General features: G+C 69.9%; 18 protein-coding genes. 8 read left to right on the forward strand and 10 right to left on the reverse strand.

Annotated features, from left to right (window positions below):
* Nucleotides 1-277: 277 nt before the first annotated feature.
* From L0H79_RS01030 to L0H79_RS01045, 4 genes are all read right to left on the reverse strand, one after another.
* On the reverse strand, nucleotides 278-793 hold the full coding sequence (locus L0H79_RS01030; protein WP_301482673.1) for a hypothetical protein: 516 nt from the start codon (nucleotides 791-793) through the stop codon (nucleotides 278-280).
* Between the two features lie 28 nt (nucleotides 794-821).
* On the reverse strand, nucleotides 822-1,982 hold the full coding sequence (locus L0H79_RS01035) for an XRE family transcriptional regulator (RefSeq protein ID WP_301482674.1): 1,161 nt from the start codon (nucleotides 1,980-1,982) through the stop codon (nucleotides 822-824).
* A 611-nt stretch (nucleotides 1,983-2,593) separates the two neighbouring features.
* Nucleotides 2,594-2,950, reverse strand: a complete 357-nt coding sequence (locus tag L0H79_RS01040) for a hypothetical protein (protein WP_301482675.1) — start codon at nucleotides 2,948-2,950, stop codon at nucleotides 2,594-2,596.
* Nucleotides 2,947-4,677 carry a hypothetical protein gene (locus L0H79_RS01045; RefSeq protein ID WP_301482676.1) on the reverse strand — a complete coding sequence of 577 codons (1,731 nt, stop codon included), beginning with the start codon at nucleotides 4,675-4,677 and terminating at the stop codon, nucleotides 2,947-2,949. Before L0H79_RS01045 ends, L0H79_RS01040 begins: the two co-directional genes overlap by 4 nt.
* A gap of 328 nt (nucleotides 4,678-5,005) precedes the next feature.
* Here L0H79_RS01045 and L0H79_RS01050 point away from each other — a divergent pair, with 328 nt between their 5' ends.
* From L0H79_RS01050 to L0H79_RS01060, 3 genes are all read left to right on the forward strand, one after another.
* Entirely contained in the window at nucleotides 5,006-5,860 is an 855-nt protein-coding gene (locus tag L0H79_RS01050) for a hypothetical protein (protein ID WP_301482677.1), read from the forward strand.
* Nucleotides 5,861-6,328: 468 nt separating this feature from the next.
* The gene (locus L0H79_RS01055) at nucleotides 6,329-7,336 is read left to right on the forward strand and encodes a hypothetical protein (RefSeq protein WP_301482678.1); all 1,008 of its coding nucleotides are present in this window, start codon (nucleotides 6,329-6,331) and stop codon (nucleotides 7,334-7,336) included.
* Nucleotides 7,337-7,869: 533 nt separating this feature from the next.
* Nucleotides 7,870-8,439, forward strand: coding sequence for a hypothetical protein (locus tag L0H79_RS01060; RefSeq protein ID WP_301482679.1), 570 nt, complete (start codon nucleotides 7,870-7,872; stop codon nucleotides 8,437-8,439).
* 147 nt (nucleotides 8,440-8,586) lie between these two features.
* On the opposite strand, the gene L0H79_RS01065 is transcribed toward L0H79_RS01060, so the two are convergent.
* From L0H79_RS01065 to L0H79_RS01085, 5 genes are all read right to left on the reverse strand, one after another.
* Nucleotides 8,587-8,988: a HEPN domain-containing protein gene (locus L0H79_RS01065; RefSeq protein WP_301482680.1), complete on the reverse strand. Its 402-nt coding sequence runs from the start codon at nucleotides 8,986-8,988 to the stop codon at nucleotides 8,587-8,589.
* Nucleotides 8,988-9,578 (reverse strand): nucleotidyltransferase domain-containing protein, encoded by a 591-nt coding sequence (locus L0H79_RS01070; RefSeq protein WP_301482681.1) that lies wholly within the window; start codon nucleotides 9,576-9,578, stop codon nucleotides 8,988-8,990. Before L0H79_RS01070 ends, L0H79_RS01065 begins: the two co-directional genes overlap by 1 nt.
* A 592-nt stretch (nucleotides 9,579-10,170) precedes the next feature.
* Nucleotides 10,171-11,325 carry an FAD-binding oxidoreductase gene (locus L0H79_RS01075; RefSeq protein ID WP_301482682.1) on the reverse strand — a complete coding sequence of 385 codons (1,155 nt, stop codon included), beginning with the start codon at nucleotides 11,323-11,325 and terminating at the stop codon, nucleotides 10,171-10,173.
* 91 nt (nucleotides 11,326-11,416) lie between these two features.
* Nucleotides 11,417-13,996 (reverse strand): alpha-glucosidase, encoded by a 2,580-nt coding sequence (gene ygjK, locus L0H79_RS01080; RefSeq protein ID WP_301482683.1) that lies wholly within the window; start codon nucleotides 13,994-13,996, stop codon nucleotides 11,417-11,419.
* Nucleotides 13,997-14,197: 201 nt separating this feature from the next.
* Complete coding sequence (locus tag L0H79_RS01085; protein WP_301482684.1) at nucleotides 14,198-17,140, reverse strand: BTAD domain-containing putative transcriptional regulator; 2,943 nt, start codon at nucleotides 17,138-17,140, stop codon at nucleotides 14,198-14,200.
* Nucleotides 17,141-17,245: 105 nt separating this feature from the next.
* On the opposite strand from L0H79_RS01085, the gene L0H79_RS01090 reads away from it, so the two are divergent.
* The 3 genes from L0H79_RS01090 (at nucleotide 17,246) to L0H79_RS01100 (ending at nucleotide 21,674) form a co-directional block, all read left to right on the forward strand.
* Nucleotides 17,246-18,313, forward strand: coding sequence for a class I SAM-dependent methyltransferase (locus L0H79_RS01090; RefSeq protein ID WP_301482685.1), 1,068 nt, complete (start codon nucleotides 17,246-17,248; stop codon nucleotides 18,311-18,313).
* 302 nt (nucleotides 18,314-18,615) lie between these two features.
* Complete coding sequence (locus L0H79_RS01095) at nucleotides 18,616-21,207, forward strand: glycoside hydrolase domain-containing protein (protein ID WP_301482686.1); 2,592 nt, start codon at nucleotides 18,616-18,618, stop codon at nucleotides 21,205-21,207.
* 44 nt (nucleotides 21,208-21,251) lie between these two features.
* Entirely contained in the window at nucleotides 21,252-21,674 is a 423-nt protein-coding gene (locus L0H79_RS01100; RefSeq protein ID WP_301482687.1) for a VOC family protein, read from the forward strand.
* Between the two features lie 106 nt (nucleotides 21,675-21,780).
* Here L0H79_RS01100 and L0H79_RS01105 read toward each other — a convergent pair whose 3' ends face one another.
* Entirely contained in the window at nucleotides 21,781-22,215 is a 435-nt protein-coding gene (locus L0H79_RS01105) for an Hsp20/alpha crystallin family protein (protein WP_301482688.1), read from the reverse strand.
* A gap of 231 nt (nucleotides 22,216-22,446) precedes the next feature.
* On the opposite strand from L0H79_RS01105, the gene pruA reads away from it, so the two are divergent.
* Nucleotides 22,447-24,078 (forward strand): L-glutamate gamma-semialdehyde dehydrogenase, encoded by a 1,632-nt coding sequence (gene pruA / locus L0H79_RS01110; protein ID WP_301482689.1) that lies wholly within the window; start codon nucleotides 22,447-22,449, stop codon nucleotides 24,076-24,078.
* Between the two features lie 179 nt (nucleotides 24,079-24,257).
* Nucleotides 24,258-24,851 (forward strand): biotin transporter BioY, encoded by a 594-nt coding sequence (locus L0H79_RS01115; protein WP_301482690.1) that lies wholly within the window; start codon nucleotides 24,258-24,260, stop codon nucleotides 24,849-24,851.
* Nucleotides 24,852-24,939: the final 88 nt, after the last annotated feature.

The following is a 24,939-nucleotide window of genomic DNA, read 5'->3' on the forward strand; positions in this document are numbered from 1 at the left end:
TACCGAAGACGCAGGATGCACATCCTCGAACGCGGCGGTGTTCAGGGCCCCGCTCCTCGACCTACGTCATAGTGGGGCCACGCAGCGCTGCGTTCCTGGCTACGCCGCGGCGGGCAACCCACCCTCGAAGTCCAGCAGTGAGACGGACGCCATCGACGTGGCGCGCGGCACGGCCCAGCGCGTTCACCGCAGCGGTGGGGGGCCGCCCCCTGGTCTGCGACGAGCCGACCGAACCGACCGGGCCGGCGGCGTCGCCGGACCAAACGCCTAGTGCCGATCATTCCTTGGGCAGCAGACCGGCCTCATACGCCCACGCGAACAGGCTCTGGCCGGAGTCGATGGGCAGATACATGTCGGTGGCGAGCAGGTCGTCCACCACCCGGGCTGCGCGGTCACGGTCATAGCCAAACCGGGTGGCGTATGCCTCCACCACTAACCACAACGTGTCATGGCTCGGCACACCTCGAAGATCCGCCTGGGCAATCGCATGCCTGTCGTCCAACAGGGCGGTCAGGTCGCGGTACCGCGCGCAGGCGATGACTGCCGCCTCCCCGAGGTGCTCATCAGGACCACCGCCCATCGCGGCCTTGACCAAGAGTTGCGTGCCTACCTCGTCCTCGGTCAGGACGATAAGGTGCGTCCAGGACGTATCGGCAACGCTCACGATTCCCGGATATCTCATTTGGCCGCGCTGGATCTCCCGGTCGACGTCGTCCGGCACCAGGATGACGCCGCCGGGCGCCAGGTCTCGCAGTATGTCGGTATGGCCAGCGCGCCCGAGGTGGGTGTACACGCTAGTGTCGGTAACCCACGCTCTCGCCTCAGACATGCGGCGTGAAGCTGGCGTGCCCGGTGAAGGATCGACGCAGGTCATCACGTGAGAACAGCTCAGCCTGCGGCAGATCATCAGCGCCCAACACGCCACGCGAGAGTTCCAGGACCCTGGCCTCGGTGATAGTCGAGGCGGTGTAACCCTTCAGGCACGCGGCGACGAAGTCGGGCGACAGGTATGGATGGCTGAGCTCGTCGACCCACGACAGTGCAAGCCGCAGGTAATCACCCGCGCGCGGTTCGATCCTGCCCAGTTGGTCGCGCTCCTCGTGAGAGATGAGATCGAGGTTGCGCAGCTGTGCGATGACCGCCGACCAGCTCAGCCGGAATGCCACTCCCACCGCGAGCGCGCGATCGCGCGTGGGCCAACCGCTCTGCTTCGACCAGACCTTGGCGACTGCGGTGCGTGGGGCAAGGAAGTGAACAGCGAAGGAGTTGATCATAGGCTCGTTGTCCAGCACTGCCTGCGTGTCATAGGCATCGCCGAAGAGCCAATGCCCGAGCTCATGGGCCAAGGTCATGCGCCGCCGCCCCGAACCCGCATCTCCATTGATGACCGCTACGCCCACGCCACCCGAATCGACGAGTACCTCAACACATCCACCGTCTGGTCCAGCATCACCCAGGCCCGCCGCGAACGTGTACAGCCCGAACGCCTCGCACGTACGCCCGAGGTCCTCAATGGGCTCGGCATTCAGACCCAGTTGCTTGCGGAACGATGCCGCTGCCCGCTCGGCTTCAAGGTGCGTTCGTGGAACACGCGCATCCCCCTTGCGAGGGACCGGCTCCAGCAAACCCAGCTCCAGTAGCCCTCGCACATCGGCCGCGAACTGCTCGATCTCCACGTCCAGCAAGCGCGAAGAGTCATGCGCGGCCTGAGGTGCCGACCGACGGCTCACCGCCGCAGGCACCGGGGGTTCAACGAAGTAGGACAACGGACGTCCCAGCACAGCGGCGATCTGCACGAGTTCGGGAACCTTGAGGTTGCGCTCACCCTTCTCGAGTAAGACGATCGCAGTCCTGTCCAGGTCCACCGCCCGCGCGACACTCTCCTGCGTCATACCCGCCAGGTCCCGGGCTTCCGCGAGCCGCTGACCAAGAGCCACCTTGTCCATATGTGGGATTTTCGCACACACCACGATCGGCTGCACCAGCGAGTGAGCGGAGATCCGCCATCACCCGCGTCCGAACGATTCGAGGACCACGACGTGAAACGAGCCGACCTTCAGCAGCCGCAACGAACCGCAATCAGCCACCATCAGGTGGCCACTCCCCCGGCCGCGAGTTCACTGGCCGGGAAAGCGGGACTCACCTGCGGCACACTGGCGACGGGTGCGGTAACGGGCCAAACGAGCCCCGTCTGGAACGCGGGGCCCATGCACTCCGGCGAGCCCGCCCAACCCGAGTTGCCAAGCCCAGCGCGAGGACCGCGACTCCTACCTGCCGAGCCGGGCGATCTGGCTCGCTGACTCGACCACGGCGGCGGCGGCACGACGGACAAGGACGTCCGCCTTGGCCCGGGTGACCATGTCGGCGCCGTACTCGACATCAGCCTTGGCGCCTGTCAGCTCCCGCAGCGCGGGTCACGCTTCCCGCACCCGGGCCGCTGGCCCGGGGCGGCCCGGGGCCCGGCCCAGCTCCTTCGCGGCGGTCGCATAGTCCTTGCTCTTGATCGTCGATCCCGTCAGCGACACCACGATGGCGTCCTTCGCACTGACAGGCCGCCTCGGAACATCGGTAGATGCGGTCGCGGCAACGCTGGTCACAGCATGTCCGGCTGCCAGGCTTCGGGGATCGCGGCTGGGAACGGTGCGAGGCCGAGACACCGACGGTATGCGGCGTGGACCCAAGCCGCCTGCGTGTCCGGTGGGAACACCAGGTCGGTGAGCGAGATCTCCTGCCCGACTTCCTCGCGCCGGCAGTGCGCGGTGAGCTCGATGCCGTTCGCGCGGATGCCGACGTCTGTGACCAGGACGGGAACGCCGACAACCGTGGCCGAGACGGGCAACCCCGCTTCATCCTCGAACACTGCGTGGAACGCCATGATCTGCTCGTCCACGTCGTAGGCGTCGACCGTCATCACCGCGACCAGGCGGTCAAGGGCGTGAAGGTCCGTCACCGAGTCCCCCTGGAGGGCGGGGCAGTGACCAGGGGAGTCTGCTCGACGGCGGCATCGAGCTCGCGGCGGAAGGCGACGTGGCGAGTGAAGCGGTCCCTCATCAGTCCCAGGTAGGCGGTGCCGCTGCGGGAGTCCTCAGCCAGCGTGACGGCCTCCGCGCAGCAGGCGACCAGCCGGGCGACTCTCGCATACTGGCCGCGTGCCTTGCCGGAGACGACCGCGTCGACCCGGCGCTTGACCTCTTCCTCCGCGGCCCGCAGGTGCTCCAAGCGCAGGTCGGGGTCGTCCCCTCCAGCCGAGATGCGCTCGGTGAGCAGCCCCGACAACGATGGGAACACGTCATCGGTCATCTCCTTGCTGTCGGCCAGGTCGTAGTCGGTCCATGCCCAGAGGTCGGCGTTGTCGACGTTCTTGAGCAGGCCTGCGACCCGGGAGGAGGCCCACCCGGGGTGGGAAGGCCCGGCGCACGCCGATGCCAACAGGTAGGGCAGCGCCACGTAGCTCGCGCTCTGCAACGGGTTGTGCCCGAGCGGCTCCTGGAGCAGGTCGATCGCGTCGTCGACGTGACCCGAGAGCAGCAGCACCGAGGCGTGCAGGGCTCCGGAAATGTGGTCGGAATCCAGGTGGTCGATCTCGGCTGCCAGGGCCTCGGCAGCCGCCCGGCCTGCGACGGTCGCCGCATGGTGCAACGCCAGCAGCCGAGCCTGCGTCGGCGCAGCGCGCCAGGCCACCCTGCGAGCCTCGAGCACCTCCTCGGGGTCATCGGCGACAGCGTCGGTCAACAGTTCGGCGATCCGCGCCGCGGTGACGCCCTGCGAGTCCACCGCCTCCAGCGCCTTCCGTGCGGCGGCAGCGGCGTCGGACTGCCGGCCGGTTCGACGCAGCGCCTCGACCCAGTCGAGGTAGAGGTCGGCCCGAGGCGGGTCGGCGTCACCAGCCAAGGCACCGAGCCCGTCGACACCGCCGGACAGCTCGGTGGCCTCGGTCAGCAGTGGCCGCACGTCGCGGTGGCCAGCCGTGGTCGAGTTGAGCAGCGCGATCCACGCCGGCAGGAACTCGACGAGCCCGGGCAGGTCCTGCCGACGGGTTTCGCGGATGGCGGCCAGGCTGGGCACCGGCCCCCACGTGGGCAGGTCGAACCACGCCTCCCCGAGGACGGTGGCCCGTTCCGCCGCCTGCGTAGTCTCGTAGACCGCACGCAGGTAGCGGGCCTCAGCCTCCCGCACGTCGGTCCGCACCATGTCGACCGGTGATAGGGCGCCACTGAAGGTCGCGCCCTCCTGTTCCAGGTCGAAACTCTCGAGCAACCGCTGGTATGCGGTCCTCGCGAGTCCGAGGTCGCCGGCGAGGAAGGCGTCCTGTGCGCCACGAAACAGGTCGTCCATCTCCCAGGTCCAGGACTCATCACCGAACGAACGCTCGGCACGGATCTCCGGGTCCCAGCCGTAGCCGTCATAGAAGTCGCCCGACGCGAGACGATCGACGAACGCATCGATCTCGTCGAGGAGCGGGTCATCGACCACGGGCCAGGTGGTGTCCGGGGGCTCATGGTCCTTGCCCGTGGAGGCGGTCTCGGTGAAGATGGACAGGAAGGCCGCGCGCTCGGCGCCCGGCAGGTCGCGTGCGTGAGCCAACAGGACGGCACGGATCTCCTCCGCTGACATCCCCAGCAGCCGTTGCTCCAGCGAGTTCAGGAAGCGCTGCAGACTCGGCGTGTTCCCAGCCATGGTCAGTCCGCCACGCTGTCGGCTGCACAGGACGCGAAAGTTCGAGCCGGACGCATGAGACTCCTCCTCCGATGAGCACGATCGCGTCATCGTAGAACGTCACGGAAGCCCGCGGACGCGGCCACTGCCGAAGGTCCTTCGCGACGAGGGCAGCGCCCTCAACCCGCCGGCACGCTCCGCGTGCACCTCGAGGGTCCGCCGACGCGCCCACCGCGCCCAGGGGATCGCAAGGTCGAGCGCGCGCGCCGCGTCCAAGGCTGCGGGGACGGTGCCTGCCTCTTCGGCCCCACTTGCGTGAACGGGTGGCGGGCACTGGCATGCTGGGCGGATGTCGAAGTCCAGGAACCGGACCGCGAAGCGCAACGCCACGCGCAAACCGCCACCACAGCCCGTCGCTGCCGAGTCGGCCCGGACGGCCAGCGCAGGATCGTTCACGGACCTGCTCACACACCAGGCCCACGACCTGGCGGCAGGGGCCACGGTCGCGCTGATGGCCGAGGTGGCCCAGGCACGCACCCCTCTCGCGGCTGAGCTCGTGCTCTGCAACGCGTTGGGAGCGATGCGACTCGCCGCGCCCGAGAACGCACGCGAGCCACAGCGCCTCGAGGCTGAGCGGGCGCTGGTGACTCAGCTGATCGACCATGCCGAGTCGCTGGGAGATGCCGAGGCCTTGGCGCTGCTGCGCGTCTGCTCCTTCCTGGGCCAGGCGTCCACACGGGCCGCAGCCGCCCACGCTGCCGCGCGATTGGCGCAGCGTGGTGTCGCGGATCGACCCTGGGCGGCCCGGGTCGGACGACCGAAGCTGCTGATGGCCTGGGAGAGTGGCAACACGCTCGGGGCCCAGATCTCCATCGGCGCACTCTTCGACTACCAGGGCCGCGAGCATGCGCTCATGGTCCTGATCGACTTCTTTGCCGGCGGCGGTATCAAGGACTGCTGGGTGGCCGAGGGGCACCGCCGCGCGAGACACGCGCGCGGCCACTTCGAGTCCATGGCCGCGGGATCGGAGGACGCCTACGTCATCGACCTCGACGCCGACACCCTCGTCACACGACTCCGGACGGCACTGGCCGCGCCACCACGCCCGATGGCCGACGACCAGATCGAGGACGTCGCCAGGTATCTGCCCCTGACGCGTGCGCGAATGGAGTGGCTCGCAACCGGGGTCGAGCTCGCGCGCTGAACCAGCCCCGCGCCACCCGCACGCCCCAGCCTGACTGAGCACGGCGGCATACGACCCCGGATCTGGCGGGCGAGTTCACGGCTTGGCGCGCCCGGTCCCCCAGCCAACCCCGTGCAGACGTGACGGTATGCCGCCGAGCCAGCTCAGCAACATACCTGGCCTGTGTTCGTGGCCGGGAATCCCCGCGGCCAGTGCCGACGCGGAAGGCGGACGGGCGGCAGTGGGAGAGGATGGGGGCCATGACCGCGCTCGCCGAGGCCGTCCTCCCGCTGATCCGCACGCGCGCCGACCTGCACCGGTGGAGCGCGGCGAATGCCCACGGGCGGTCGATGCACGAGGGCATCGACCTGCTCGAGGCCGCCGCGGAGGACGCCGACCCGGGCGATGTGTATGCCGTGACCCACAAGGCACTGGCGAGCGCGCTCGCGGTGATAGCAAGGGCGGACGACTCGTCCGGGATCATCGGCGATGCCTGTCGGCGCCTGCTCGCCCTGCATCCCGTCGCGGCCCGCCCGGGCCCTGGTCTCACCGGCCCGGCTCGCGGACTGGATGATCACGTTCCAGTTCGACGGCGTGGTCGACTTCTTCGAGCTCGACCCTGTCGCGTACGCCCCGGCGCTCGGCGCGAGCGGGATGGCCCGCTACCGGGGCCGACTCGCCGACATCGCCGCCGAGCTCGGTCCGCGTCCGGCCGAGGACGCGACGACGAGGTGGTCCTCCCCCGATTCGCACACCCGGTTCACGCTGGACTGGAACGAGCAACGGCTGGCCGTCCTCGACCGCGACGTGGCCGAGGTGATCTGGACCCACGCCCGCGACCAGCGGGTCGCCGCCTGGCTGGAGGACACCGCACGGGCCCTGGCGGAGATCGAGCAGATCGACCTGGCCATCGAGTGGGCGCAGCGGGCCACCGACTTCGACGACGGCCACCAGTCGGTCCACGCGGCGAAGTACTGGTGCGAGCTGCTGGCCACCCACCGGCGGAGCGAGCTGCTTGCAGCCCGGCTGGCGGTCTTCCGGCGGTGGCCGACCTCGTCGCACGCGAACGCGCTCCGCACGGCAGCGGGCAGCGCGTGGGGGGAGCACACCGACGAGGTCATGACCACCTTGTCCGCCCGCCCCCGGGAAGCGGTGTCCTTCGCCCTCTACACGCTCCGGGACGTGCCGCTCGCATGGGAGGTGGCGCACTCCCTCACGCTCGAGGACGACCGGCTCTGGGCCGATCTCGCGAAGGCCTACGAGAAGCTCGACCCCCTCGCGGTCCTGCCGGTCCTGACCCTGCTGACGCTCGGCGAGCTGGAGGTCGCCGACGCGAAACGTTACCGATACGCGGCCCGTCGGCTGGCGAGGATGCGCGGCCTCGCCGCCGGCACCGACAAGGCGGTCGAGGTCGACGCGCTCATCGCCGAGCTGCGCGAGACCCACCGCCGGCGCACCCGCCTCCAACAGGAGTTCGACCGCGCCTGCCTGCCGTGACGGCACCACACCGATGAGTCGGGCCGTTTGAGCTGCAGCGCGACTGAGGCCTCAGACAGTCGTGGTGATCGGGATGACAACCAGGGCTTGATGCATGCCGGTGAAGTCCGCAGCGTTGCGGGTGGGCAATGGCAGGTTGTTGGTGTCCGCCACGGCGGAGATGAGCAGGTCGAACCTTCGTGGCCTCGGGTTTCGCGCCGCGTTCCGCTCTCGAGGGTGGCCATCAGGCGATCCCACGCCTCCCGGCGGCATCGACCCGAACAACGGAATCCCGTCACGCAGGATGTCGTCACCGCGGGCTCACCCGAGGACCTGCCGGCCCGTCAGCGGCTCCCCCGTGCGCAGCAGCACCGCAAGAACCGCACCACGAGCCCCCGGAGACACCCCGCCGAACGGCTCACCAAAGAAGCACGACCCAACCCTGCTGGCCCCATGATCGGGATACCAGTCACATGACTTCCTGGCCAGTCACCTCGTCGGCCTAGTCCCAAGCTCCAGCCTGGCTGCAGTTCCCTCCGGATGAGAGGGTGGCGATGGCGAGCCGACGCGACCGGGCCGCACTGCAACGCCTGTCCACCACGTTCCGCTACAGCCACACCCGGCAGCTGCTCACCGAACGGCAGTTCCGCGACCTGCTCGCCCACGCCCTGATCGTCCGGGTGGCCCGCGGCGTATACCGCAAGACCTCGGCCGACGAAGGCCAGGAACTCGTCGAGAACCGAGCTCGCGCGTCCCCGCGCGACGCTCTGCCTGCAGTCGCCCACCACGGGCTGCTCGACGAGAACCCGGCCCGGCGCACCATCGCCGTGCCGCGCGGCACCCGACCGCTGAACACGACGATCCCAGTCGCCTGGCACCAGTTCGACCGCGTCACCTTCGATCTCGGGCGGGCCACGATCCGGCTCGACGCGACGACGCGGATCCGGATCTACGGCGCGGAACGCTCGATCATCGACGCGTTCCGGCTGCGCGAACATGACCGAGGCGAGCTGGCCCAACAGGCGCTGAGCGCCTGGCTACGCCGCGGCGGGCAACCATCGCGTCTGGCTACGCCGCGGCGGGCAACCATCGCGTCTGCTCGGCCTCGCCACGCACTTCCGTAGGCACAAGGACATGACAGCACTCCGCCACACGATCGAAGTGCTGGGGTGACGCGGGTGTCCGTGATCCGAGCAACGCGCTGCCGGCCCCTGGTGTAGGGCCGGCGCGCCGAGCCGAGCCTGGGTCTGCCAGTCCTGTCGGAGCGCCGGTTACCTGCCGAGCCGCACGATCTGGGTCGCGGACTCGACCACGGCTGCGGCACGCCGGACGAGGACGGCCGCTTTGGCCCGGGTGACCAGGTCAGTGCCGTACTCGACATCAGCCTTGGCTGCGACCAACTCCCGTAGCGCGCGGGTCACGCTCTCCGCACCCGGTCGCTGTCCCAGGGCGCGGCCGAGCTCCCTCGCGGCGGTCGCGTGGTCCTTGCTCTTGATCGTCGATCCGGTCAGCGACACCACGATGGCGTCCTTCGCACTGATCCCCGCATGGATCGCGTCGCCCGCCGCAGATGTGAACCGCTCGAGGTCGAGGTTGTCCTGTGCCGAGGCCAAGTACTCCTCAGCCTTCTTCAGAAAGGCCCGCGCATGGGCCCGATGTTCGAGGGTGGCCATCAGGCGACCCCGCGTCTCACCCGCGGCACCGACCCAATCAGGGCAATCCCGTCGCGCAGGATGTCGGTCACCACGGGCTCACCCGAGGCCACCAGACGGCGGAACCGCCCCGGGGTGAAGACCAGCACGTCGCAGTCGTTCCCAATCCCGGCCCGGACCGCCTCCTGCAGCTCCACCCGCCGATCCCACGCCGAGCTCGCGATCACGGCCAGGTCGATGTCACTGTCGGGCCGCGCTTCTCCGCGGGCGGTCGACCCGTAGAGGATGACGGCCCCAACCGCCGGGTCGACCCACTCACCGACGACGCCGGTCAGCAGCGCGACCGGATCGGCCAGCAACCGAAGCGACGCGACAGCGGCATGCGCTCCGTTGACCGTGTGCAAAGTCGCCCGGCCGACCGAGCGCGCCTCCACGATGCCCAGCCGCACCCAAGCCCGCAGGGACTCCTGCACTGACCACAGACTGTGCTCGTCACTGAGCAGACCATGGACCTGCCGGCCCGTCAGCGGTTCCCCGGTGCGCAGCAGCACCGCAAGAACCGCACCCCGACCCCCCGGAAGCACCCCGCCGAACGGCTCACCCAAGAACACGACACAACTCTATCCGTCCTGTGATCGGAATACCAGTCACATGACCTGCTGGCCAGTCACGTCGCAGCGTAGTCGCCGGCCACCGCATGCTCGTCGGGCACCGACCCATCGGGCGGCTCACTCGAGAGTGCGTCGCATCGATGCTCGGCCGCAGCCGACGGGAACGACCGGCCCTCGATGCGCATCGACGTGGCGCTCTGTTCCCGGGCAACGACGCGCAGCCGCTCGCACAATCAACCGCAATTGCCAAGCGCGAGCCAAGGTCAGGTGACCACTCCCCCGGCCCGATGAGTCACGGCTCAGGAAAGCGGGACTCATCCAGAGCGTGCGGCGCGAGGCTCGGGTGACGCCGGCGCAGGTCAGCACCTCGCGAGCCACCGGGACAGTGGCTCCGTGGCCCGACCTGGGAGGGCCCTCGGGACCCGAACCGCCCCCGGACAACCGCTCGGAACCGCAGCCAGCCGGGCACCACGACCTAGGATCGACAGGGTCTTGGAGGGGTTCTGCGAACGTTCTACGTGGTGCTGACTGCGACCCCTGACACCTGCGAGGACTCGACCTACGTCCATCAACGCGCGGCCCCTCCTGTGAGTCACACGATGTGCGTCTCAGGGTGCGGCCCGGCAGCCTCGAAGCGCCGGGCGTCGAACTGCGACACGTCGACGAAGGGCGCTTCGCCCGCCACGAGTGACGTCATCACCTCGCCCACCGCCGGTCCGAGCAGGAAGCCGTGCCCTGAGAACCCGGTCGCGTAGAGGAATCGGCTCACCCCGGGCGCCTCGCCGATCAGCCCGTTGTGGTCGGGCGTCACCTCGTAGAGGCCCGCCCAGCCGCTCGCGATGCCGACCTCGGCCAGCGCCGGCACCCGCCGCTCGATCGTCGCCGCTAGGCGCGGCAGCCAGGCGTCGTCCCGGCCCAGCCTGAAGCCCACCGTCTCGTCCGGGTCGGACATGCCGATGAGCAGGCCCGGTCCCTCCTCGTGGAAGTAGAGGCTCGTGGAGAAGTCGATCGTCATCGGCATCCCGGCCGGGAGGTCCGGGATCGGCTCGGTGACGAGGATCTGGCGGCGCACCGGGTCGACGGGCAGGTCGACCCCGAACCACTCCCCGATCGTCCGCGACCACGCGCCTGCAGCGCAGACCACGGTGTCCGTGGCGATGTCCCCCGCCTCGGTGCGGACCGCCCGGATCGCCCCGTCGACGACCTCACCCCCGGTCGCCCGGCAGTGCGGGACGAGGGTGGCGCCGGCGCGGCGAGCGGCTCGCGCGTACCCGAGGACGACCGACTCCGGGCTGCAGTGCCCGTCCCGGGGAGCGTAGGCGGCCGCGAGGATTCCATCGCCCGAGATGACCGGCGCGAGCCGCTTCGCCTCGGCAGCCGTGACCATCCGGCTGTCGACGCCGAGCGAGTTCTGCAGCGTGACGGAGCGCTCGAAGTCGGCGACGTCCGCCGCGTCGTCGAGCAGGAAGAGGTAGCCGTGCTGGACGAGGTCGATCCGCTGGTCGAACAGCTCGCCGAACCTCTCGAAGACCGCCAGCCCGTGCTGGCCCATCACGATGTTCGCGGCGTCGCTGAACTGAGCCCGTACGCCTCCCGCCGCCTTGCACGTCGACCCGGACCCGAGCGCGCCCATCTCGACCAGGACCACACCGATGCCGCGCCGCGCCAGATGGTACGCGGTGCTCAGCCCGATGACACCGCCGCCGATCACGACCGCGTCGGCGCGACTGGGCAGCGCTGGGCTCATCGGGCCCTGCTCGTCAGACCCCGCCCTTCACGCCCGCACCCGCACCCGAGCGCGGAGGCGCGGCGAACGGGCTGAGCGGCATACCCGGTGGTCAGCGGAAGTCCCGGTAGAGCATGAACAGGTGGGCGGCGCTCCAGCTGAAGTTGGTGGCTCCCTGGACCGCGCCGGTCTCCGGGTTGTAGTTCTCGCGGATGGGTCCGTCGCCGGTCAGGCCCTCGGCGTTGGCGTAGAGCTTGTCGACCAGCGCGGCGGCGTCGTCGCGGTACCCGTAGTTGGTCAGCCCGGTCACACCGAAGTAGAACTGGTCCACCCAGACGCGACCGCGCCAGTAGATCTGCGGGTCGTAGGCGGGGTTGGTCAGCGCCGCCGTGCCGAGCGGCACCTTCGTGTTGAACTCGTCGGCGTCGAGCATGACCGCACGCACGCGGGAGGCCTGGTCGTCCGAGGCGATCTCGGCCCACAGCGGGCTCCAGCCCTCCGGCCCGCGGCCCCGCGCGGTGAGCAGCGCGCCGGTGCAGCTACCCGGCTCGACGGATTCCTCGGTGATCTGACGGTCGTAGTAGAACCCGGTGGTCTCATCGAACATGCACGCGTTGATGTAGGCAGCGATCCTCTTGGCGTCGAGACGGTCCTTCCTGGCCTGGTCACGATGACCCAGCAGCCACGCCATCGAGCCGAGGATCTGCTTCTCCTTGGCCAGGTAGGCGTTCAGCTCGACGGACTCCTGGTTGATCGAGAACCCGATCAGCTTGCCGTCCGGGGCGCGGTTCTCGAGGAACAGCACCTGCCAGTCCTTGCGGGCCCGCTCCACGTCACCGCCGTACTCCCGGTCTGCATACCGCTGCAGCTGGTCGTTGTCGATGAAACCGAACCGCGCGGCATTGTCCATCCCGGACTCCCAGCCGGCTCCGTCCTGGGCTCCGATGTACAGCGACTCGTAGCCGCCGGCCGCGAGGACGGCTCGGTAGAGGGAATCCCCGGCGCACGCGAACGTGTTGGCGTCCTCGGCCCTCTGGCAGCCGCCGAGGTCCACCGACTCGGGCGGGGCAGCGGGGTACTGCACGGTGAAGGTGATGTTGCCGTTCTTGTCGTTGTGCTCAGGATGGTTGGTGGCTCCATACTCGGCGATCCCGTTCCGGTTGTGGTCCCGGGCCCGGTACCACCAGTCGTGGTAGGCGCGGATCTTCGGGTACATCTCCGCGACGAATCCCTTGTCGCCGGTGGCCCGGTAGATCTCCCAGACCGCCCAGGCCGACAGCGGTGGCTTGGTGTTGCGCTCGTTCCAGTTCCCGCCGTCGCCGCCTCGGTCCGCGAGCTTGTTGAAGAAGACGGCATCGATGACCATCCCCGCGTCCTGCGGCCGGACCGGGTCATCGGCGGTGATCTGGTAGTCGTACATGGCGAGCACGTTGCTCTTGGCGACCTCGGGGTTGAAGTGAGCCATCGCGTAGGCATGCTTCCAGCTGTCCCAGGCCCACACCCCGTCGAACCAGCGAGCGGTGTTGGACGGGGTGACCGCATCGTGCTTGATCTGGCCGGCCGGCGAGCGCCAGTTGCCGTTGAGGGTCTCGATGGCCTTGACCGCAACCCGTCGCTGCGCCTTCGTCGACGTCCGTTCGGAGAGTCCTGCCTTCAGGTAGCGCTCCCACCTGCGGATCGAGGAGTCGAAGTACGAGGCAGGACGGCGCAGGATGCCCGCGCGCGCCGGGGCATGAGCCGACGCCTCGGCGGCCGAGTGCACGTAGCCCTGCAGCGTGTAGAACTCGGTCGAGCCAAGTGGAGGGATGCTGATGCTGCCGGTGCTGGCGTAGCTCAGGGATGCCGCGTCGACGCTCGTGCGCGTCGGGATGGTGCGGTCGATCCGGTACTCGGCGCTGCCGCTCTGCATGATGTTCCACATGCTGCGCAGCCGCCCGAAGGCGAATCTGACACCGGTGTCCGTGGCGGCGACCGAACGCGTCCAGTCCGGGTACTTCTCCGCCACGGTCGTGGTGGCGTCCCAGCGGTCCAGGAGCCGGCCTTGCCAGGTCAGGTCGAGCCGGAGCTTCGACCTCGCGTGGTTGGTGAGGCTGGTGCGGATGATCGCGCTGCGCGAGTCGGCGTAGCGCAGCTCGAGGTCGAGCCCGAAGCGACCGAAGTCGTAGCGCTGGATGAGCGCGCCGGGGATGGCGAAGACCTCACGCGACCTCGCGGTGGACAGGTCCACGGGTCTGCCGTCGGCACTGATGGCGAGCCGGTCCAGCTCATGGGCGAAGAACAGGCTGTACTCCTCGGAGATCACCATCGGGCCCGTGAAACCGCCATACTCGTCCGCCCGGGCAGGCAGCGTGAACCCATGCCAGGCACCCAGGTCGAGCAGTGGGTTGAAGACCTGGTTGCCCACCCGGTCGAACTCACGGAAGGCCTGCGGGCTCCCGGTCCGGTCGATGACGTCCCGGTACTGCCCGGCGGTGCGGGCAGTGGGTCGCTGGTGGGGTCGATGCCGCGTGCCGACAACGCCGTCCGGCGTGCCGGAACCGGACGTGGACGCGTGTGTGGGCGCGGACGCGCGTGCGTGCGCGCGCGTGCCGGACTCCGGCAGCCCGGGCTGTGCGATGCCGAGGCCAGCAGGAGCGAGCACGGCGCTCGCGAGCAGGCCGGCGACAGCAGTGACCGTGAAGACTGGTCGCATGGAAACTCCTTCGACGGCGACGCGGCCGGTGAAGGTGCGTCAGGACCAACCGGCCTCGGAAGGAAATGACCGCGACTGAGAGCGATGGCACCCAGGCGCTCGCCGATGCTCCCACCGAGCCGATGCGGCGGTCAACCCGCGGTGCCGAGCGCGACCTATGCTCGGCACATGCGCGTCGCACTGGCCAGCCCACCGGCAGAGTCACCCGGGAGCGGGTGATCCATCAGGACGCGTCCCCCCGGTGAGCTCGTCGAGATCGGTGAGCAGCCCCAGGGCTCGGTCGACGACGCGGGAGCGCGGCACCACGGCTGCCACTGCGCTGATCCGGTCGACCACCGCCGAGCCAAGGCCGGCTCTCAGCCCTGCCGTCAGCGTGGCGTATCGGCTGACGTCGTCCCCGACGAGAGGCGGCGCACTCGGCGCAGCGTCGGCCGCAGAGAGCAGCAGCACGGCGTCCTCGCGCCGACCGCGCTCCGAGAGCAGTTCAGCCGCGACGCGCAGCGAGGTCCACACCTGGGGCCAGGTCCCGGACCGCAGGACGTCGCGCAGCAGCGGCACGACGAGGTGAAGTGCCTCGTCATGCCGATCGCGTCGCACGAGTACCGCGAACAGCGCGAGCCGGGCCACCTGGCTGACCTGGGCCGCCCCGATCCGGTCCGCCTCCGCGGCCGCCTCACGGAACTGGGCCGCCCCACGCTCCGGGTCCTCCCGCGCTTCGATCTCGCCGGATGCGTACAGCGCGAAGGCCCGTGGCGCCTCGGCCCTCGCCGTCTCGGCGCACAACAGGGCCGTCGAGACCTCCTCACGCGCGGTACTCGGGTCATCGTGGGCGCAAGCCAGCAGCGACCGGGTGACGTGCGCCTCGGCGAGGTAGCCGGCCGGCAGCCCGGCCAGGTTCGAGACTGCCTGCAGCCGGGAGACCGACTCCTCATGATCCCCGGTGTAGAACGTGGCCACGGCGAGCGCGATGCCGGCGAGCAGACCGACCTCGTCCGCCTGAGACGAGTCGAAGGCAGCCTCCGCGAACCGCCGGGTCTGGTCCAGATCGCCGCGAAGGGCACTCGTCATGGCCCCGGCGGCCAGGCCCGGGGCAAGCTCGGGGCCGGCCCCTGCGGCTTCACATCGCCGCGCAGTCTCGACGGCGAGATCTCCGAGCTCGAGACCGGCAAGCCAATGCATGCACCGGCCCACCGCACCGGTGATCGCCGCGGCCAAGTCGAGCCGTCCCACCTCGAGGGCCCACCGCAGCACAGCGTTCAGGTCAGGGCCGGCGTCGCCCAGCCGCCTGCTCGCGGCAGCGGCCTTCCCGGAGACCCAGTCGTAGGCGGCCCGTTCGGCGACCGAGCGCGCCCACTGCGCATGGGCGAGTCTTGCCGGCCCTTCCTCCCCAGACGCGGACAGCAGCTCGGCGGCATATGCCCTGACCAGCGCCAGCATCCGAAAGCGCACGTCGGCACCACGGAACTCGCTGACCAGCAGATTCGACTCAGCGAGCTCCTCGAGCGCGCCCAACACTCCCCGTTCACCCTCACACGACCCGAGCTGGGCTGCCACACGCACGACATCTTCGAAACCGAAGGACCTCGCGAACACCGTGAGGCGGGCGAGCAGGCGTCGCTGCTCGCCGGTGAGCAGCCCGACCGACCATCCCACGACGCTCCGCAGGTCGCGCAGGGGGGCCGCCGACGGGTCGGTGTCGAGCTGGCCGAGCACCGCCTCGACGCCCAGGGTGGCGGCCCGGGAGGCCGCAAGCTCGAGCGCCAGGGGGAGCCCGTCGAGCCGCCGGCAGATCTCGACGACGGAGCCGACGTTCTCCGGCGTGAGTGCGAACGAGGGACGCAGCCGGGTCACCCGGTCAGTGAACAATCGCACGGCCGGGTCACCGGCGGCCGCCCCTACACCAGCGCCACGAACGACAGTTGGCAACGGCACGAGCGGCACCACTCGCTCCAACGACGTCCCCAGCCGGTGCCGGCTCGTGGCCACCAGCGACACCCGAGGGCACTGCCGCCCAACGGCATCGGCGAACCGGGCGACCTCGTCGCGAAGGTGCTCGCAGTTGTCGAGCACGAGCGTGGCCCTGGCAAAGCCCAGGTACTCGAGCACGTCGTCGGTGACTGCGCGTGACGGCACGCCCAGTCCGAGGGCATCTGCCACGGCCGTGCTGACCCGGCCCGGCTGCACCCGCGCGAGCTCGACCACGGTGATGGGCGTTCGCGCCTGCTCGCTGAGGATGGGTAGCGCCTGCGCCACGAGCCGGGTCTTGCCCACGCCTCCCACTCCGGTGACGGTGACCAGCCGGTTGGTCCCCACCGCGGCCACGAGATCGGCCAGCACCCGGTCACGGTCGAAGAAGCCGGTTGACAGGTCCATCCAGGCGGGGGCGGCCAGGGGGGTCCTCGAGTCCGATCCGACCGGCAGGGCGTGCCCGAGGATCCGCGACTCGAGGTCACGCAGGACGAGCGACGGCTCGAGCCCCAGCTCCTCGGCGAGCAGCTCGCGGTGGGCTCGGTACCGCGCGAGGGCATCGGCCTGCCGACCCGCCCGGTAGAGCGTCGTCATGAGCAGCTCGACGGCGTGCTCTCGGAAGGGCTGCCGGGCCAGCAGAACCTCCAGCTCGGCGACGGCCTCCTCGTGCCTGCCGAGTTCCATGACGGCGGCAGCGTGTTCTTCGGTCGCGTCGAGCCTCAACCGCTCCAGACGCTGTGCTTCAGGAGCGGCAAAGTCACGGTCGGCGCTCTCCTCGTACGCCGCTCCGCGCCAGAGGCCGAGCGCCTCGCGCAGCAGTCCGGCGGCCCGCTCCGCCGGGGCGGACCATGCGTCCGCGCACAGTGCCTCGAACAGACCCGCGTCGACCTCGTCCGCGGCGACCGCGAGCGCGTACCCGGCGGCAGCCGAGCTGATCACGCCCGTCCCCAGGGTGCTGCGCAGCCGGGACACCACGGTATGAACTGCGGCCCGCGGGTCCTGCGGCAGGTCATCGCACCACGCCGCCTCGATGAGCACGTCCGCCGGGACCGGGCGACCCACGCGCACGAGCAGACACGCCAGCATCGCCCGCTGTCGTCCGGGCGACACGCGCACGGCTACGCCGTCCAGATGCACCTCGAGAGGGCCCAGGACGCCGAAGCGGAGGCTGGCCATCGCTCTACTCTGCCTGCCGGCCACGCGACGTGAAAGGTCCATGAAAGGCTGACGGCGCACGGTGGTTCCTCCAGCAACGCCAGCAGGTGACACAAGGAGGAAATCATGACCACCCCAGACCTCGACAGGATCCGTGCGTTCGCCGAGCAGGTCGGTGGCGTTATCACCGGCGGGGCGACCACGGCGATGATGGTGCTCGGCGACCGTCTCGGCCTTTACGCCGCACTGGCGCGCAGCAGCCCTGCAACGTCCACCGAGCTCGCGGAGCAGACCGGCACCCACGAACGCTACGTGCGCGAATGGCTCGCACAGCAGACCGCCGTCGGGTTCGTGACCCACGACGCCACCGAGCAGACCTTCACGCTTCCTCGGGAGCACGCTGCCGTGCTCGCGTCCGACGACTCACCGGCCGCGATGATCGGCGCGGCACCCCTGGCCACAGGTCTGCATCGTCGCATCGACGAGGTCGTCGCGGCGTTCCGCAGCGGAGACGGCATTCCGTGGGCCGAACAGGACCCCACGATCTTCGAGCAGACCGAGCGCTTCTTCCGAACCAGCTATCGCAACAGCCTTGTGCCCGAGTGGATCCCGGCACTTGCCGGGGTGCACGAGAAGCTCACGACGGGTGCTTGTGCCGCCGACATCGGCTGCGGTCGCGGGGCCGCCCTGATCCTGCTCGCGGACGCCTACCCGCAGTCACGGTTCGTCGGGTTCGACGTCCACGAACCGTCGGTCGTCACCGCACGCAAGCGGGCGGCGGACGCAGGCGTCTCCGACCGCGTCACCTTCGAGGTGGCGCACTGCCACGGCTACCCACAGGACCGCTACGACCTTGTCATGTTCTTCGACGCGTTCCACGACCTCGGCGACCCCCTGGGAGCCGGAGCCTACGCCAGGGCCGCGCTCACCGAGGACGGCACCCTGATGCTCGTCGAGCCTCGGGCCGGCGACGACCTGACCACGACCATCGCCACGGTGCCGGTAGCCGCCCTGGGCTACGCGGCTTCGACGTTCCTGTGCATGCCGAACTCGCTGTCCCAGCCCGGCGGTGCCGCGCTCGGCGCGCTGACCGGCGAGCGAAGGCTGCGGGAGGTGCTCGTCGACGCCGGGTTCCAGACGATCCGGCGTGTCGCGGAGAACCCCTTCAACATGGTCCTCGAAGCGAAGCCTTGATCGGCGCGGCGACACGCCGGTCGAGCGGGTGAGGCGCGCGTGCGTGCTCCGCGCATGTGCCGATGTGCTCCCGCGCCAGTATGCCGCTGGGCCGGCGGACGCTCGCCGGCGCAGCGGCATACCCACGCACTTGGAGGCGCGCGGGTCGCGAAAGTCAAGTGGCGAGGCAGCCCGGTCCGATCCAGACTGATGATCGGACAGACATACCCGCAGGAGTTGGACATTCCCGGCGGCGCCCATAGTCTCCCCGCCGGGCCTGCGAGCCCTCCCACGGGTCAGTTGCTGACAAAGGAGTCGGTGTCATGAGATTGAAGCGAATCGGTCCCCGCCTCGGGGCCGGTCTTGTCGCTGCGGCCATGGTCCTCGGCGGTGCCACCGACGCGAACGGGGCCACGCCCTCACCGACGGAAGCGTCGGACAACCCGTCGGCCGCGCTCCCGTCGATCCAGCGGCCACTGCTGCCGCTCACCCAGTACGTCGACCCGGTCATCGGCGGCGCCGTGCCACGGACGAGCGGGTATGCCGGCAACATCAACCCCGGTGCGAAGGTCCCCTTCGGGTTCACCCATTTCGGCCCGGACATGCCGCGGACGAACTTCAACGGCTCGGGCGGCTATCTCACCGCAGCCGACTCCACCTCCGAGCGAGTCAACTTCTTCAGCCTCACCCACCTCAACGGGGTCGGTTGTCCGGGTCAGGGCACGGTCGGCATGATGCCCGCATCGACGCCCACTGCCGTGTCGACCGCAGACGGGCGCCCGCTCGGCGTCCGGTTCGCCACAGCCACCGAGAAGGCCGCTCCCGGGTACTACTCCGTCGGGCTCGACAACGACGTCAAGGTGGAGCTGACCGCCACCGAGCGCACCGGGATGGCCCGGTTCACCTACCCGGGCAAGGACGCCGGCTACTTCTCGCTCGACACCCGGCTGAACGGGAACAGCAACGCGTCCTGGACGGCCGGGCGGATCGAGGCCAAGAACGTCTCGCTCGCCGTGAGCGACAACGGCAGGACCCTCACCGGCCGGTCGATCGCGCCGGCGTTCTGCACGCCCTACGGCACGCCGTACAACTCGGCGGTCTACTTCTACGCCGAGCTCGACAAGCCGCTGCGCTCCCAGTCGGGGGCCAGCACGGTCAACACCGTCGACGACGGCTCCGCGCTGCTCCAGTACGACCTGCCAGCTGCGGACCCGACCCTCACCATGCGGGTCGGGATCTCGGCGGTGAGCATCGACAACGCCCGGCTCAACCTCAAGACCGAGAACGCCCGATCCACGTTCGAGCAGGTGCGCGCCCAGGCCGACAAGAAGTGGAACGCCCGGCTCAACACGATCCAGATCGACCGGGCCGCCAACCCGCGCGCCCTGAGCCCCGCCCAGCGTGAGGTGCTCGTCAAGTTCTACTCCTCCCTCTACCGTGTCTTCGTCGGCCCGACGACCTACTCCGACGTCAACGGCGACTTCCGCAGCATGCAGGGCTCGACCCCGGCACCTGGCAGCCCCGACCTGGGCGGGGCGGTCGAGCAACGCCCCGTCGCCAACGTCCGCGACTACACCTGGCGGCGGCCGGACGGGCGGATCGGCAGCTACTCGACCCACTACAGCGGGTTCTCGATGTGGGACACCTACCGGTCGCAGGCACAGCTGCTGGCGTTGCTGGCCCCTCGCGAGTCGGCCGAGATGATGCAGTCCCTGGTCGTCGACGCGAAGCAGTGCGGCGCCTTCCCGCACTGGGTCGACGCCAGCGACGACTCGACCCCGATGTCGGGTGACAACGCGCTCCCGCTCATCGCGGGCGCCTACCAGTTCGGGGTCCGCGACTACGACCTGGTCAGTGCCGCGCGCCTGGTCAAGCAGTCGGCCTTCGACCCGGGCAGCACCTGCAACAACAACAAGAGCTTCTCGGGCATGACCGACTACCTGCAGACGGGGTACTTCCCCGACACGTCGTCGCCCAACATCGAGCGCTACAACAGCGACCGGGCCGCGGCCGCCTACCTCGACGCGCTGCCCAGGTCGATCCGGACCAACCCGCAGGTGGCGGTCACCGACGCCGACATCGCCAAGCTCCACGACCGGGCAGGCTGGTGGCGAACCATCCTCAACCCGGAGACCAAGGCGATCGCGGCCCGCGAGGCGCCGACCACGCCGGGTACACTCGGGGAGTGGACGACGGGCTGGTTCCACGAGTCCACCGAGCCGAACTACTTCTGGTCCTTCGGCTACGCCTGGACCGACCTCATCCACGCGATCGGCGGCAAGCAGGCTGCGGTCGACCGGCTCAACGCGCTCTTCTCGATCGACACCGCCCTGACCAGGGTGCCGACGGCCGCCCAGCTCAACGGTGGGCAGGACTCGCAGGGGTTCTACATCGGCAACGAGATGGGCTATCCGGCACCGTGGGCCTACAACTGGGCCGGCGCCCCGGCCTCGACCCAGTACGTCGTGCAGAAGATCATGGACCTGACCTTCAGCACCCGCCGCGACGGCCTGCCCGGCAACGACGACATGGGCGCGACCTCCAGCTGGTACGTGTTCGCCGCGCTGGGCATGTTCCCCACGGTGGCCTCGGCGCCCGGACTGTCCCTGTCGACCCCGCAGTTCCCCCGGACGACCATGTGGGTGGGAGACCGGCCGGTGCGCATCACGACCGACGCCGACGCCTCCACCGCGCCCTTCATCCAGTCGCTGCGGCTCAACTGGCGGGCCTACCCGGCCTCGTGGCTCCCGCTGCGACAGCTCCGGTACGGGGCGAAGCTGGACTTCGCCCTCGGGGCAAGCCCGTCACAGTGGGCAGCGGCGGATGCGCTGACCCCGCCGTCGGGGGCGGACGCCGACTACACCCGGATGACCGCGAACGGCGACCCGAGGACCGGGTTCCCGGGGATGCCCTGAGGTCCACCGAGTACCGTGGGCGACGCCAGGAAGGACGAAGACACATGCCGGCATTCAGCGCGATCAGCCATCTCGACCTGACGGTCTCGGACGCGGAACGGAGCGCGCACTGGTACGTCGAGACGTTGGGTCTGCGACGCATCCGACGGGCAGACCTCGACGGGCGCATCATGATCGTTCTGCTGCACCCGCCCACCGGCCTGATCATCGGGCTGAACCAGCACGACGAGCAGACCGCGGACCGCTTCGACGAACACCGACCGGGTCTCGACCACGTCGGTTTCACCGTCTCCGAACGCACCGAGCTCGAGCGATGGCAACAGCGGCTGGCCGACCTCGGGGTCGACCACTCCCCCGTGACCGACTCCACGTCGGGCTCGGGCACCGCGTTGGTCTTCCGCGACCCGGACAACATCCAGCTCGAGCTCTGGTGGACGCGGCCCAAGGATGCTCCGGCCCCCGACTGACGACAAGCCCCGCCGGCCACCAGCCCCGAACAGAGGTATGCCGCCCAGCTCGCTGAGCTGGGCGGCATACCCCTCGGTCACGCGTGAAGTCGCAAGAGCGCCCGGGTCACTGCTCGGAGCCCTGGATGGCGGGGTCGAGGTGCCCGGCGCCGTGTGTCACCGAGATCTTCCGTGGCCTGGCCTCCTCGGCGACGGGAATGGTGAGCTTGAGGACGCCGTCGCGGTAGTCCGCCTCGATCTTGTCGAGGGCGAGCCCGCTGCCGAGCGCCAGCTGCCGGGCGAACGTGCCGCTCGGCCGCTCGTGCGAGAGCCACTTCGCGCCCTCGGCCTCGACGTCCTTGCGAGCCGCGCGGATCGTCAGGGTGCGGTCCTCGACGTCGATGTCGATCGTCGCGGGGTCGACCCCGGGCAGGTCGACGAGGACGGTGAACAGCTCGCCGGCGCGGTAGAGGTCCATCGGCATGAGCGCGTTGCTCGCGCTGCGGAACGTGTCGGTGAAGAGGCGGTCCATCTGGCGGAAGGGGTCGAACTGGTTGGGCATGGTCACTCCTGTGTCCCTCGGGGTGCTGACGCAACTCTTGCATGGCGCTGCGTCAAGATACATGAGTGATAACGACTCAACTTCAAGTCTTGTTCCCGCTGGCCGAACGTGCTCGGCGGCCCATGGATGCTGATGTGCAGGTGCCGCCCGGCGACCGCCAATGTCGCCTCCTTGCCGCGTAGCCTTGTCTCCACCAGACCGCCACCTCCTCTGACAGACGAAGGATCGAGAATGGATGCAGTGACCCACCTGCCCGCACCGGCAAACGAGCCGGTCCTCGACTACGCCCCGGGCTCCCCCGAACGCGCCCTGATCGAGGCAGCCCTCACCGAGCTGCAGAGCGCCGGCCCCAGGGACCTCCCCCAGACGATCGACGGGGAGCGCGTCATGGGCGGCGGCGCCGAGTTCACCGTGCGCCAGCCGCACGCCCACGCCAAGGTGCTCGGCACCCTGCGCGGCTCGACGGTCGAGGACGCTCGCCGCGCCGTCGACGCCGCGAAAGCCGCGGCTCCCGCCTGGCGGGAGCTGTCCTTCGACGACCGGGCGGCCGTCCTGCTCAAGGCCGCCGACCTGCTCGCCGGCCCGTGGCGCGCCCGGCTCAACGCGGCGACGATGCTCGGCCAGTCCAAGACCGCCTACCAGGCCGAGATCGACAGCGCCTGCGAGCTGATCGACTTCTGGCGGATCAACGTGCACTTCGCACGCCAGATCCTCGCCGAGCAGCCGCCGCTGAACTCGCGTGGCGTGTGGAACCGGGCGGACTACCGGCCGCTCGAGGGCTTCGTCTACGCGATCACCCCGTTCAACTTCACCGCCATCGCCGGGAACCTGCCGACGGCCCCGGCCCTGATGGGCAACACCGTCGTCTGGAAGCCCTCGCCCACGCAGCAGTTCGCGGCGCAGGTCACGATGGAGCTGCTCGAGGCGGCCGGTATGCCGCCGGGCGTGGTCAACCTGGTCACCGGTGACGGCATCGACGTCTCGAAGGTCGCCCTCACGGACCCCGACCTGGCCGGGATCCACTTCACCGGGTCTACCCCGACCTTCAAGCACCTGTGGAGTGAGGTCGCCACCAACCTCGAGCGCTACCGCACGTACCCGCGGCTCGTCGGGGAGACCGGCGGTAAGGACTTCATCCTCGCCCACCCGTCTGCCGACCCGGCCGTGCTTCGCACCGCGATGGTCCGCGGTTCCTTCGAGTACCAGGGCCAGAAGTGCTCGGCCGCCTCGCGAAGCTACGTCCCGGCGTCGGTGTGGAAGCAGGTCAAGGACGAGCTCGTCGAGGTGACCGAGAGCCTGACCCAGGGCGACGTCACCGACCTGACCAACTTCATGGGCGCCGTCATCGACGACCGGGCCTTCGCCAAGCACAAGGCCGCCATCGACCGGGCTCACGCCACGCCCGGCATCGAGGTCGTCGCGGGGGGCAGGTACGACGACTCGGTCGGCTGGTTCGTCCGGCCGACGGTCCTCGAGGTCACCGACCCCGGGGACGAGGCCCTGCGCACCGAGTACTTCGGCCCGATCCTCGCCGTCCACGTCTTCGACGACGCCGACTACGACCGGGCGCTCGCCGAGATGGAGTCGGCCTCCTCGTACGGCCTGACCGGCTCGATCATCGCGCAGGACCGGCACGCCATCGCCGAGGCGACGCAGCGGCTCCGGTTCGCCGCCGGCAACTTCTACATCAACGACAAGCCGACCGGCGCGGTCGTCGGGCAGCAGCCCTTCGGTGGCGCGCGCGCCTCCGGCACCAACGACAAGGCCGGCGCCGCCCAGAACCTACTGCGATGGACGAGCGTCCGCTCGATCAAGGAGACCTTCGTCCCGCCGACGACGCACACCTATCCGCACATGGGCTGAGACAGCCCCCGACGGTTGACGGGCCAAGTGACCGGAACGAACAGCCCTCCCGACGCTCCGCCGTGCTCAACGCACAGCGGTCCCCCACCGTCGTTCCGGTCACTTGTCCCGCGACTTGGGTTCCCGGCCGCCACAGCGTGGCCCGTATGATCGCTTCGGCCACAAGATGAGGAGACCCGTTGAGAGCTGCCCAGAGTCGGACCCGGGACCTCGCGCTGACGGCGACGTTCGCGGGGTTCATCGCGGTCCTCGGTCTCGTTCCGGCGTTCTCGCCGCTGGGGTTCCCGGTGCCGATCACGCTGCAGTCGCTGGGGATCATGCTGGTCGGTGCGGTGCTCGGTCCCAGGCGGGCGGTGGCCGCAGTGATGTTCTTCCTGCTGCTGGTGGCGCTGGGCCTGCCGCTGCTGGCCGGGGGCCGCGGCGGCCTGGGCGTGTTCGCCGGGCCGAGCGCCGGCTATCTGCTCGGCTTCCCGATCGCCGCGTACGTGACCGGTGTCCTGGTCTATCGGCGCGGCGCGCCCTACCAGATCGGGTACGGGCTCGTGTCGATCGTCATCGGCGGCATCGTCGTGCTCTACGCGGTCGGGGTCCCGGTCACCGCGTGGCGTGCCGGGATCAGCCTCCCGGCAGCCATGGCCGGCAGCGCGCTGTTCCTCGTCGGTGATCTCGCCAAGGCCGTGCTCGCCGCGGTCGTCGCGGGCGCGGTGCACCGAGCGGACCCGCGGCTGTTGCCGCGCCGGTCGGAGCGGGCGCTCACCGGGCACACCGCCTGACCACACCCCGACCGTATGCCGCTCAGCGCAGTCCCCCAGGGTCCCCAGCGGTCTGCTGGGTGGCTGGGTTCCCCAGGCCCGGCGTGCC

Origin of the sequence: Intrasporangium sp., from assembly GCF_030452765.1 — a bacterium.
Taxonomy (GTDB): domain Bacteria; phylum Actinomycetota; class Actinomycetes; order Actinomycetales; family Dermatophilaceae; genus Intrasporangium_A.

Coding starts and splice junctions, on each gene's coding strand:
- ygjK (WP_301482683.1), bottom strand. CDS start 13,996: ATGCGACCAGTCTTCACGGTCACTGCTGTCGCCGGCCTGCTCGCGAGC.
- L0H79_RS01065 (WP_301482680.1), bottom strand. CDS start 8,988: ATGGCCACCCTCGAACATCGGGCCCATGCGCGGGCCTTTCTGAAGAAG.
- L0H79_RS01060 (WP_301482679.1), top strand. CDS start 7,870: ATGGCGAGCCGACGCGACCGGGCCGCACTGCAACGCCTGTCCACCACG.
- L0H79_RS01045 (WP_301482676.1), bottom strand. CDS start 4,677: ATGGCTGGGAACACGCCGAGTCTGCAGCGCTTCCTGAACTCGCTGGAG.
- L0H79_RS01085 (WP_301482684.1), bottom strand. CDS start 17,140: ATGGCCAGCCTCCGCTTCGGCGTCCTGGGCCCTCTCGAGGTGCATCTG.
- L0H79_RS01105 (WP_301482688.1), bottom strand. CDS start 22,215: ATGCCCAACCAGTTCGACCCCTTCCGCCAGATGGACCGCCTCTTCACC.
- pruA (WP_301482689.1), top strand. CDS start 22,447: ATGGATGCAGTGACCCACCTGCCCGCACCGGCAAACGAGCCGGTCCTC.
- L0H79_RS01055 (WP_301482678.1), top strand. CDS start 6,329: ATGCCTGTCGGCGCCTGCTCGCCCTGCATCCCGTCGCGGCCCGCCCGG.
- L0H79_RS01095 (WP_301482686.1), top strand. CDS start 18,616: ATGAGATTGAAGCGAATCGGTCCCCGCCTCGGGGCCGGTCTTGTCGCT.
- L0H79_RS01100 (WP_301482687.1), top strand. CDS start 21,252: ATGCCGGCATTCAGCGCGATCAGCCATCTCGACCTGACGGTCTCGGAC.
- L0H79_RS01075 (WP_301482682.1), bottom strand. CDS start 11,325: ATGAGCCCAGCGCTGCCCAGTCGCGCCGACGCGGTCGTGATCGGCGGC.
- L0H79_RS01050 (WP_301482677.1), top strand. CDS start 5,006: ATGTCGAAGTCCAGGAACCGGACCGCGAAGCGCAACGCCACGCGCAAA.
- L0H79_RS01090 (WP_301482685.1), top strand. CDS start 17,246: ATGACCACCCCAGACCTCGACAGGATCCGTGCGTTCGCCGAGCAGGTC.